Origin of the sequence: Pseudoalteromonas sp. S408, from assembly GCF_005886645.1 — a bacterium.
Lineage (GTDB): Bacteria > Pseudomonadota > Gammaproteobacteria > Enterobacterales > Alteromonadaceae > Pseudoalteromonas.
On the sequence record NZ_PNDY01000004.1, the window covers coordinates 360,005 to 370,906 of the forward strand.

Below are 10,902 nucleotides of genomic sequence, written 5' to 3' on the forward strand. Positions count from 1 at the left end.
GTTATATATTTATTTAAATGTGTTTTTTAAGTGGGTTATAAGCAATCCTTTATAGTCATTTATTAACGTAAATGAAACAAATGTTAGACTTTTAGAGGTGTAAAATGCTATCTATGGTGTTTAATTACCTATTTTAAAAACCTCTATGCTTATTACTTTACCTATCACTGAACTTGTTCCCGGCATGTATGTCGATAGCGTAACTAAGCAGCATGAAGGTGTTAATGGAATAAAAATAAAAACCAGTGGTTTGGTTCGTGAAAAATCAATAATAAAACGTTTAGCAACAGAAGGTGTGCTTGAGCTATTAATTGATTTTACTAAAGGCGATGCAGCCATTCCTGCTAAGTACAAGCCAACTCCCAAGTCGCCTGCAAAAAATAAAAACTCAGCGCCTACAAAGCTAAATGACCAAACAAATACAAAGTCTGCCAAGGTTAAATCAAAACCTGTAAATACTCCTGCAAGTATAACCCTTGAGCAAGAGTTTGCTTCAGCAAGCGAAGGTTACGAGCGGCACAGCAAAAAATTAAAATCGTTATATGGTGATATAACTGCAGGCATGGCCGTCAATGTAAAAGTACTTGATGAAATAGCTAATGAGATAGTTAGCTCTGTTTTTCGTAATACTAACGCTATGACCATACTTACTCGCGTAAAAGACAAGCATAATTATAACTGGCGACACATGATTAACTGCGCCATTTTTACCGCGGTGTTTGCTAAATACTTAGGGTACAAGCAAGGGGTTGTCCAGCAATTGGCAATGGGCGCATTACTCCATGATTTAGGCCAAGCTAAAATACCGCAAGGTATACTTTCAAAGCCTTCTAAATTAACTGATTTTGAGATGAGTGCGGTAAAAAAGCATGTATCGCAAGGGCTGATATTAGCAAAAGAGGAGGAGGGTGTAACGCCAGTCATGTTGGACATGATAGTAAATCACCATGAACGATTAGATGGCTCTGGTTACCCCAGAGGTGTTGACGAAAAAAAGCTGAGTCGTGCTGCGCGTATCATGGCTATTGTTGATGTATATGATGCGATGACGGCTGATAAGCTATACAAAGAAGGCGATGAACCTATTAATGCATTACGTCATTTGTTGGCTAACGACACGCTATTTGATGCTGAATTAGTGCAGCGCTTTATAAAGTGTTTAGGAGTCCACCCTGTGGGAAGTATTGTGAAATTAACTAACGAGCGTTTGGCTATCGTGTTAGAGGGAAACACCCAAAACCCTATAAAGCCAAAAGTTAAATTATTTTACAATGCAAAGCATAATCATCACGTAACGCCTAAAGATATAGATTTGAGTACTGACAATCAAGAGCTTAAAATTTTAGCGAGTGTAAAGCCGATGGATTATCAAATTAATTTATCTCGTTTACTAAAAGATCATCTGCTCGTTTAGTTTTAGTGCATTGGCGTTTTTGGTTTGCCTGAGCCGATATAAACGCGCCTAAAAAACAACTTCCCATTAGTACCAACCACAACAAAGTGCCAAGCTCTACGTGAAGGGCTAAGCAGCAAAATATGAGCGATACAGCAGCACTTAACATAGCCCCCAACCAGTAACGATTAACAGGGTTATCGCATTGCCCGGCCTGTGTGCATGCGCAGTAATTTGCCTTATAAAAGAAAAATACACTGGCTCCGCAAAAAAGAAGACCCACCATAATTAGAACAATCAGCACAGTTTTAAACCTTTGGTTATTTTAAAAAGAGTTTAAAATGCAGTGTATTTGATGTCAATCTAAATGATAATTAATTACATTTAGAGTAATTGCTCTAATAACATATTTCTTGTCCGATGAGTTTTAAATAGTTGTTAAAATGTAGTTAAAAAACGTGTTTTTTAGGTGTTTTTGGTGTGATCATGAAGTTTTTTTATAAAAATTAATGTAGTGTAGCCGGGTTTTGAACATAAGTAACAACACACATAGCTACCCAAACAGTGAGTTTGGTTAAGGACACAACAATGAAATTTTCTAAAACGCTTATCGCAGCCTCGCTTGCATTTGTTTCAGCTGACTCTTTTGCAGCTGCGTTTCAACTAGCTGAGCAAAACGCATCAGGTTTAGGCCGTGCCTATGCTGGTGAAGCATCTATTGCAGACGACGCGTCTGTTGTTGCACGTAATCCTGCTTTAATGACTGTATTTAAAGATAAGCAACTAAGTGTTGCTGCTATTGCCGTTGTTCCAGATGTGAGCCTTGAAGGCACCGGCACAAACAATGGCATTGACGTGAACGCATTAGATGACGACAGCATTGCTCCTAGCGCTGTTATTCCAGCAACGTATTTCACTATGCCAGTAAACGACAGAGTATCAGTTGGTTTTGGTGCATTTGCTAACTTTGGTCTAGCGACAAAATTTGATGACGATTACGCGGCAGGTCAAATTGCCGGTGAGACAGAAATTGTTACCGTTAATATGAATGCAAGCGTTGCCTACAAAGTAAGCGAGCAGTTCAGCTTTGGTATTGGCTTAAATGCAATTTATGCAGAAGCTAAAATTATTCGTAAGTTTGGTGCATCTGCGTTACCAATCCCTGCCTCAACAGATGCAGTAAACCTTGAAGGTGACGATATTGGTTACGGCTTAAATGTTGGTGTAATGTACCAATTAGACGAAAACAGCCGTTTTGGTTTTAACTACCGCACAGAAACTGATATCACGTTTGAAGGTGAATACTCAAACGAGCTACCTTCTGCATTTATTCCTGGTGGATTAGACGGACAACTTGAACTTCCTGGTTCGGTTGAAATCACGCTACCTGCTATTGCTGAGTTTTCTGGTTCGCACCAGTTAGATGAAAAACTAGGCCTACACTACAGTGTTTTGTGGACTGGTTGGAGCAGCTTTGATTCATTAGAAGCGCAAGTAACTGCGCCTACGGGTGATAAGTTTAGCGCATTTGAAAAAACAGAAGACTTCTCTGACGCGCTTCGTTACTCAGTAGGTACTGACTACCAGTACAACGAAAACCTATTGTTGCGTGCAGGTATTGCGTTTGACGAGTCACCTGTATCACAACAGCATTTATCAATCTCTATTCCTGATACAGACCGTTTTTGGTTCTCTTTTGGTGGTAACTATACGATTGATAAAAACTCAAACGTTGATCTAGGCGTAAGTATTATTCGTGGTAAAACACAAAACTACACTGAAAAAGACAACTTAGGCTCGCAGTGGTCTTTTGAGTCTAAAGGTCATGCTACGCTTATTGGCGCGCAGTACAACTACACGTTTTAATGTAGGAGTGCCTTGTGGTTAATCACAGGGCACACAAAAGCCGCTCACTTATTAAAGTGAGCGGCTTTTTTAATGCCCATTAAATGATGTTAATAGGCATTTTATGAAAGTTTATAAGCTTTCTATTTTAGTTTTTTGCTCAAGTAGCTTAGTTTTAGCATCGGTGAATTCAGCTAATTTAGCGTTTTCTTTAGCAAGTACAGCCTCTGGTGCGTTGTTTACAAACTTTTCGTTCGCTAGTTTGTTTTGCACTTGTGCTAAGCCTTTTTCAGCTTTTTCAAGTTGCTTATTAATACGTGCAAGCTCGGCTTCAACATCAATTAAGCCCGCCATGGGGATCATAATTTCAAGGTTGCCAACATAAGAGGTTGCACACGCAGGTGCCCCGTCTTTGTTTTCAAGCATTGTAAACTCTTCAAGTTTAGCCAATGATGCTAAGAATGATTTGTTCTGCTCAATGCGGCGTACATCATCGCTTGATGCGTTGGCAAGTAACACGCTAAGCGGTTTACTTGGGCTAATATCCATTTCACCACGAATATTACGAATCGCTAAAATGAATTGCTTAACCCACTCTAAATCGTCCATCGCTTGTGCATCAACACTTGCTTCATTATAAACAGGGAAGCCTTGTACCATAATGCTAGTGCCTGCTGTTTCAAGGCCTGCAAGTGGTGCTACACGTTGCCAAATTGTTTCTGTGATGTATGGCATCATTGGGTGCATTAAACGCAGTAAGCTTTCAAGCACGGTAATTAGCGTATGGCGTGTACCGCGCTGTTGTGCTTCACTGCCTTTAAATAATACGGGTTTAGTTAGCTCTAAGTACCAATCACAAAATTGATTCCACGTGAATTCGTAAAGCGTGTTAGCAGCTAGGTCAAAGCGGTAGTTATCAAGGTGCTCTGTGTAGGTTTTAACGGTTGCTTCGTATTGGCCTAAAATCCAACGATCAGCAAGTGAGTACTCTTTTTCAGCATCGCTTGCAAAACCACAGTCTTGCTCTTCTGTGTTCATTAATACGTAACGGCTTGCGTTCCATAATTTGTTACAGAAGTTACGGTAGCCTTCAAGGCGGTTCATGTCCCAGTTAATATCACGACCGGTAGATGCCATTGCCGCAAGGGTAAAGCGCAGTGCGTCAGTACCGTGTGCTTCAATACCATTTGCGAATACTTTGCGGGTATCTTTTTCGATTTTTGCAGCAAGTTTAGGCTGCATCATGTTGCCAGTACGCTTTTGTACTAAGTCTTCAAGCTCAATGCCGTCAATCATGTCTAGTGGGTCAAGCACGTTACCTTTTGACTTAGACATTTTATCGCCGTTATCGTCACGTATTAAGCCCGTTACATACACGGTTTTAAATGGCACTTGTGGCTTGCCGTTTTCATCTTTTATAAAGTGCAGCGTCATCATGATCATACGTGCAACCCAGAAGAAAATGATATCAAAACCAGTTACCAATACGTCAGATGGGTGGAAGGTTTTTAAATCATCGGTATTTTCTGGCCAACCTTGGGTTGAGAACGTCCACAGTGCTGATGAGAACCACGTATCAAGTACATCTTCGTCTTGGCTAAGCGCAACATCTTCTGCAATGTTGTTCTCGCGGCGTACTTCTGCTTCGTCGCGACCAACAAATACGTTGCCTTCGTTATCGTACCAAGCTGGAATACGGTGACCCCACCAAAGCTGGCGTGAAATACACCAATCTTGTACGTCGTTCATCCACGAAAAGTACATGTTTTCGTATTGCTTAGGTACAAATTGGATGTCGCCGTTTTTAACTGCGTCTTTTGCAGGTTCAGCAAGTGGGGCAACACGTACATACCATTGGTCGGTAAGTAGTGGTTCAATTACTACACCAGAGCGGTCGCCGTAAGGAACGGTTAGGCCATGGTCTTCAATTTTTTCAAGTAGGCCAAGTTCTTCAAATTCAGCCACAATTGCTTTACGTGCAGCAAAACGGTCAAGGCCATGAAAGCGCTCAGGAATTGGCGCATCAAGTTCAAGCTCTTTACCGTCAAAGGTGTATGTTTCACCTTGCGTTAAAATTGCGGCGTCTTTATCGAAAATGTTTATCATCGGCATTTGATGACGCTTACCTACTTCATTGTCGTTAAAATCGTGCGCTGGGGTTATTTTTACACAACCCGTGCCTTTATCTTTATCGGCATGTTCATCAGCAACAATTTTAATACGACGATTAACGATAGGTAATAAAATGTCTTTACCAATTAAATCTGTGTAGCGCTCGTCATCTGGGTTTACTGCAACACCAGAGTCACCTAGCATGGTTTCTGGGCGCGTAGTAGCCACTACAATGTAGTCTTTACCGTCTTGTGTTTTAACGCCATCGGCTAATGGGTAACGTAAGTTCCACATGTGGCCTTGTTTGTCTTTGTTTTCAACTTCAAGGTCTGAAATAGCAGTGTGTAATTTAGGATCCCAGTTTACTAAGCGTTTACCGCGGTAAATTAGGTTTTCTTTATGAAGACGAACAAATACTTCTTTAACTGCTTCAGATAGGCCATCGTCCATCGTAAAACGTTCACGGTCCCAATCAACCGATGCGCCAAGACGACGAAGCTGCTTGGTAATTGTGCCACCAGATTCGTTTTTCCATTCCCAGATTTTATTAATAAAATCTTCGCGGCCTAAATCGTGGCGTGTTTTACCTTCTTCAGCATGCAGTTTACGCTCAACCAACATTTGCGTTGCAATACCTGCGTGGTCAGTACCTACTTGCCATAATGTGTTGTTACCTTGCATACGTTTAAAACGCGTTAGGGTATCCATTATTGTATCTTGGAAGGCGTGGCCCATGTGTAAGCTACCAGTAACATTTGGCGGCGGGATCATAATTGAATACGGTACGCCTTGGCCAGATGGCTTAAAGTAGCCTTTTTCTTCCCAGTCTTGATATAGAGACTGTTCAATATCTTGCGGATTGTAGGTTTTATCCATTACACAGAACCTTAAATAAGTACTTAAATTAGTTGGTTAGTTTGCCAGAGTGGCTAGCTATTTATATCTTGCGTGGTGAGATTGGCACCGAGTTGGCGTAGCTTTTTAAAGCGCTCGCGGGCTGCTTGTTTAGCAGCTGGTTCTACGGGGACAAAATCAAAAACTTGGTTAAATCGACGAATATAATCCGGTAACTGGGTGGCCAAGTTTATTAAAACTTTACGGTTGCCAACAGGTGGCGTAATACCAATTTCTACAGGGGCTCCGCCTTTGGGGCCTTCACCTTGTAAATTGTGTGGTACAAAACTGTCTGGGTCGAATGCCCAAATTATTTCATCAATGGCGCAGGCGGTTTCGTTGTCGTTTACACAAATAAAAACACGTTGCCCATTTCGATACTGATCGGCTGCAACTTGTGCAGCCAAAGCAAAATGATCATCAGCCTGAGCTTTAGACTCATCCTGTTGCTTTAGAACGAAAAATTTAGCGTTCATGTTCATTGTATCGGGCTTTCCCATGACATTGAATGTGTACTAGGTTAATACACATAAATTAAGAGGCAGATTTTGCCATATAACGGGGTTTGCTTCAATTAATACACAAATAAATAAGGCGCCGTATGGCGCCTTATTTTTAGCTAAATAGGTAATTAATCTTGCGCTGCTTCGCTTACACCCGCTCTGTTTAATAAATACTGAGTTAGCATAGGGACAGGGCGGCCAGTAGCGCCTTTATTTGCACCACTTCGCCATGCAGTACCTGCTACATCTAAATGTGCCCAATTATATTTTTTGGTAAACTTAGATAAAAAACACGCCGCAGTAATTGTGCCAGCCGCACGGCCACCTAAGTTGGTAAAGTCGGCAAATGGGCTTTCTAGTTGATCTTGATAGTCGTCCCATAGCGGTAGTTGCCATGCACGGTCGCCACTTTGCTCAGACGCTTTTAATAAGTCGTGGGCAAGGGGGTTATGGTTTGCAAGCAAACCCGTTGCATGAGCACCTAATGCAACAATACATGCACCTGTTAGTGTTGCTACGTCAATGACTGTATCTGGGTCAAAACGCTCAACGTAAGTTAACGCATCGCATAATACTAAACGTCCTTCAGCATCGGTGTTAAGTACTTCAACCGTTTGCCCCGACATCGTTGTTAAAATATCACCAGGGCGATAAGCATTTGAGCTTGGCATGTTTTCACAACCCGCTAAAATACCTATTACGTTTATAGGCAACTGCATTTGTGCCAGTGCGCGCATTGCGCCAATAACACCCGCGGCACCCCCCATGTCGTATTTCATTTCATCCATGCCTTCGCCAGGTTTTAATGAAATACCGCCTGAGTCAAACGTTAAACCTTTGCCAACAAGTACTATTGGCGCTTGATCATCGCTTGCACCTTTGTAGTTAATAACCGACATCACAGATTCGTTATCACTACCACGGCCAACCGCTAAGTATGAGTTCATACCAAGCTCAGCCATTTTTTCTTCGCCAATAATGTCAACGGTGATGTTATCAAAATTGGTAGCCAGCTCTTGAGCTTGTTCACCTAAGTAAGCGGGGTTACAAATATTGGGTGGCATGTTTGCTACGTCTTTACATAGTTTACTGCCAGCTGCAATTGCTAAGCCATGCTCAATAGCGCTTTCGCCAATAGTGAGTTCGCGGCGTGTGGGTACGTTAAATACAATTTTACGAAGTGGACGACGCGGGTCTACTTTTTTACTTTTAAGCTGATTAAACGTGTATAGGCAATCTTGCGTTGTTTCAACGGCCTGACGTACTTTCCAGTAAGTATCTCGGCCTTTAACGTGCTGCTCTGTTAAAAAGCATACTGCTTCCATAGAGCCTGTATCGTTTAAGGTATTTATTGTTTTAGAGATAATTTGTTTATATTGCTTGTCATCAAGCTCGCGCTCTTTACCACAGCCTACAAGTAAAATACGCTCGCTTAATACGTTAGGGACATGATGCAATAATAAAACTTGTCCAGGTTTCCCTTCTAGGTCACCACGGCGAAGTAGATTTGAAATATAACCATCACTGATTTTGTCGAGTTGTTCACCAATGGGGGATAACCTGCGTGGCTCGTAAACGCCAACGACTATACATGCGCTGCGTTGCTTTTCTGGGCTACCACTTTTTACGCTAAATTCCATTGTTGCTCCTGGTTGTGAGTCATTTAAGCTATTAAATAAGACCAAAAATAATATTTTCTAGTATTAGCTGCTCAGCTTATGTAGAGATAATACTCATTTTAGCTGATTTTTACCGACTCTTACTGTGTAATTGAACTTTATATGCTTAAGGGCTACTAATGCAACATTATATCTTGCACTTAGGTAGGATAATTAATTTTGATGGCTTATAATAATACCCTATTTGTCGGTATAAACTGTTCAAAATAGCTATTTAACTATTCGACACTCACTATTGTGGTGAAATACTAAGTTTAACAGGGGCGAGCATTGCTTATTTTTCGTTATTTGACCGCTGAGGTTTTAAAATCGCAGGTCGCCGTATTTTTAACTTTAATGACCATTTTTTTATCACAAAAGCTGGTGGTTATTTTAGGTGACGCATCAGAGGGGAGCATTCCTGCCCAGTTAGTGCTGTCGATGATTGCGTTAAAGTTACCACAGCTTGCCTCGCTGATTCTTCCATTGAGTATATTTCTAGGCATTATTTTAGCCTATAGCCGTATTTATGCCGATAGCGAAATGACGGTATTAAAAGCATGTGGTGTGAGCGAATGGTATGTAGTGCGTGTAACTTTAATATCAAGCGCAGGTTTGGCGCTTTTGGCTGGCGCATTAACTATGTACCTAGCGCCATGGGCCAGTGAACAAGAATATCAATTAAAAGAGCAAGCTAAAGCTGACGCAGGGCTATCAGCACTAAGGGCTGGTCGTTTCCAAGAAACAGGTAACGAAAAAGCCGTAGTGTTTATCCATAACATTGAGAATGGTGGAAAAGAGTTAAACAAAGTGTTTGTTGCACAGCTGCCAAATAGTGATAACGATGAGTTAGCTCGACTAGTATACGCAGAGCAAGGCGTGGTAATTGAAGCGCAAAACGGTGAGCAACAGTTAGTGTTAACCGATGGAAAACGATACGAAACCGACGGCACAACGGCTGCATTAAACCTGACCGAGTTTGATGGCTACAGTGTGCAAATTCGCGAACAAGAAATAGAACATCAACGCCGTAAATTAGAAGCCGTGCCAACTAATCAGTTACTCGCCATTAACACCCCTGAGTCTATTGCTCAATGGCAGTGGCGTATCGCTATACCCCTTTCTATACCACTTCTTACTTTGCTAGCAGTGCCGCTAAGTGTGGTTAATCCTCGTCAGGGTAAATTTGCTAAATTAGTACCTGCTATCAGTTTGTATCTTGGGTATTTTATTTTATTAAATGCCGCTAAATTTGCGATAGAAGATGGCAAAATACCGCCGTCAATTGGGCTTTGGTGGATTCACTTGAGCGCGTTATTTATTGGTGGCTTATTAATTATTAAAGGTCGACCAATTGGTGCTTTGCTTAAAGCTGTTGTTACTAAGCGGGAGCTAAGCTCATGATGAAAACACTCGATTGGTATTTAGGGCGCAGCATTTTACAAACGACAGGCTTTGCCTTGTTGGTTTTAGTTGGGATCAGCACCTTAATTAAATTTATTGAGCAGTTAAAATCGGTAGGGCGTGGTAGTTACGATTTGATCACAGCCATGCTGTATACGTTATACAGTATTCCTGGTGATTTAGTGGTGTTTTTTCCTATGGCTGCATTGATTGGTGGCTTAACAGGGCTTGGTGCGCTTGCTTCAAATAGTGAATTAGTGGTTATGCAAGCTGCGGGTATGTCGCGGTTGCAAATTATTGGTTCGGTGATGAAAACCGCCATGTTTATGGCCATTTGTATGATGGTGCTTGGCGAGTGGGGCGCGCCAGAGGCACAGTTACGTGCAAAAGAAATGCGAAACCAAGCGATACATGGCGGTGATGTGTTTAGCGCGCAGAAAGGGGTTTGGGCAAAAGATGGAAATAACTTTATAAATATAGAAGATGTGGACGAAAGCGGTAGGCTTAACGGTTTGCACATGTACTATTTTGATAATTCGCTTGAACTGACTCAAATTACTAAAGCTAAAGAAGCAATTAGCCGAAAAGATGGGTGGCTTTTACGTGATGTAAACAAAGTCATTATTACGGATGAGTTAATTACTACTGAGCTACATTCAGAAGAGTTTTACCCATCGCAACTAACCGCCGAAAAGTTAGGGGTTGTATCTGTAAAGCCCGAGTCGCTATCGTTCACAGGGTTATGGTCGTACTTAAGTTATTTAGAGCAAAACGAGCAAGATACCAGTACTTACGATCTCGCTCTTTGGCGTAAGTTTATGCAACCTGTGTCGGTTGCGGTTATGTTACTGGTTGCGCTTTCGTTTATATTTGGCCCATTACGTACAGTAACTATGGGCGCACGTATAATCATGGGAGTGGTTACAGGCATTGTATTTCATTTAACAAACGAGATATTTGGTCCTGTGGTAATGGTTTACCAAATACCTGCCATAATCGGCGCCGTGCTGCCTAGTGTTATTTTTATAGGCTTTGCGACTTACTTGATGAATAAACGGGTATAAGCGCTCATATTTAAAAACAAAAAGGGTGA

The 10,902-nt window shown here is 41.5% G+C and carries 8 protein-coding genes; 4 read left to right on the top strand and 4 right to left on the bottom strand.

Going from position 1 to position 10,902, the window contains the following annotated elements; all coding sequences use genetic code 11:
* Positions 1 to 145 precede the first annotated feature (145 nt).
* Positions 146 to 1,414, top strand: a complete 1,269-nt coding sequence (locus CWB62_RS05600; protein ID WP_138529797.1) for a cyclic di-GMP phosphodiesterase — start codon at positions 146 to 148, stop codon at positions 1,412 to 1,414.
* Here the strand turns inward: CWB62_RS05600 and CWB62_RS05605 are convergent.
* Positions 1,374 to 1,697, bottom strand: a complete 324-nt coding sequence (locus tag CWB62_RS05605) for a hypothetical protein (RefSeq protein ID WP_082653626.1) — start codon at positions 1,695 to 1,697, stop codon at positions 1,374 to 1,376. The two genes, CWB62_RS05600 and CWB62_RS05605, sit on opposite strands and share 41 nt — an antisense overlap.
* Before the next feature lie 284 nt (positions 1,698 to 1,981).
* Between CWB62_RS05605 and CWB62_RS05610 the strand changes: the two genes are divergently transcribed.
* Entirely contained in the window at positions 1,982 to 3,259 is a 1,278-nt protein-coding gene (locus CWB62_RS05610; protein ID WP_138529795.1) for an outer membrane protein transport protein, read from the top strand.
* Between the two features lie 111 nt (positions 3,260 to 3,370).
* Here CWB62_RS05610 and CWB62_RS05615 read toward each other — a convergent pair whose 3' ends face one another.
* From CWB62_RS05615 to pepA, 3 genes are all read right to left on the bottom strand, one after another.
* The gene (locus CWB62_RS05615; RefSeq protein WP_138529793.1) at positions 3,371 to 6,226 is read right to left on the bottom strand and encodes a valine--tRNA ligase; all 2,856 of its coding nucleotides are present in this window, start codon (positions 6,224 to 6,226) and stop codon (positions 3,371 to 3,373) included.
* Positions 6,227 to 6,279: 53 nt separating this feature from the next.
* A complete protein-coding gene (locus tag CWB62_RS05620; RefSeq protein WP_058405111.1) occupies positions 6,280 to 6,726 on the bottom strand; it encodes a DNA polymerase III subunit chi in 447 nt (148 codons plus the stop codon).
* A gap of 149 nt (positions 6,727 to 6,875) precedes the next feature.
* Entirely contained in the window at positions 6,876 to 8,387 is a 1,512-nt protein-coding gene (gene pepA / locus CWB62_RS05625) for a leucyl aminopeptidase (protein WP_058405110.1), read from the bottom strand.
* Positions 8,388 to 8,696: 309 nt separating this feature from the next.
* On the opposite strand from pepA, the gene lptF reads away from it, so the two are divergent.
* Positions 8,697 to 9,809, top strand: a complete 1,113-nt coding sequence (gene lptF / locus CWB62_RS05630; protein ID WP_058405109.1) for an LPS export ABC transporter permease LptF — start codon at positions 8,697 to 8,699, stop codon at positions 9,807 to 9,809.
* Positions 9,806 to 10,873, top strand: coding sequence for an LPS export ABC transporter permease LptG (gene lptG / locus CWB62_RS05635; RefSeq protein ID WP_138529791.1), 1,068 nt, complete (start codon positions 9,806 to 9,808; stop codon positions 10,871 to 10,873). Before lptF ends, lptG begins: the two co-directional genes overlap by 4 nt.
* The last annotated feature ends 29 nt before the right edge of the window (positions 10,874 to 10,902 follow it).

Coding starts and splice junctions, on each gene's coding strand:
- CWB62_RS05600 (WP_138529797.1), top strand. CDS start 146: ATGCTTATTACTTTACCTATCACTGAACTTGTTCCCGGCATGTATGTC.
- lptG (WP_138529791.1), top strand. CDS start 9,806: ATGATGAAAACACTCGATTGGTATTTAGGGCGCAGCATTTTACAAACG.
- pepA (WP_058405110.1), bottom strand. CDS start 8,387: ATGGAATTTAGCGTAAAAAGTGGTAGCCCAGAAAAGCAACGCAGCGCA.
- CWB62_RS05610 (WP_138529795.1), top strand. CDS start 1,982: ATGAAATTTTCTAAAACGCTTATCGCAGCCTCGCTTGCATTTGTTTCA.
- CWB62_RS05620 (WP_058405111.1), bottom strand. CDS start 6,726: ATGAACATGAACGCTAAATTTTTCGTTCTAAAGCAACAGGATGAGTCT.
- CWB62_RS05615 (WP_138529793.1), bottom strand. CDS start 6,226: ATGGATAAAACCTACAATCCGCAAGATATTGAACAGTCTCTATATCAA.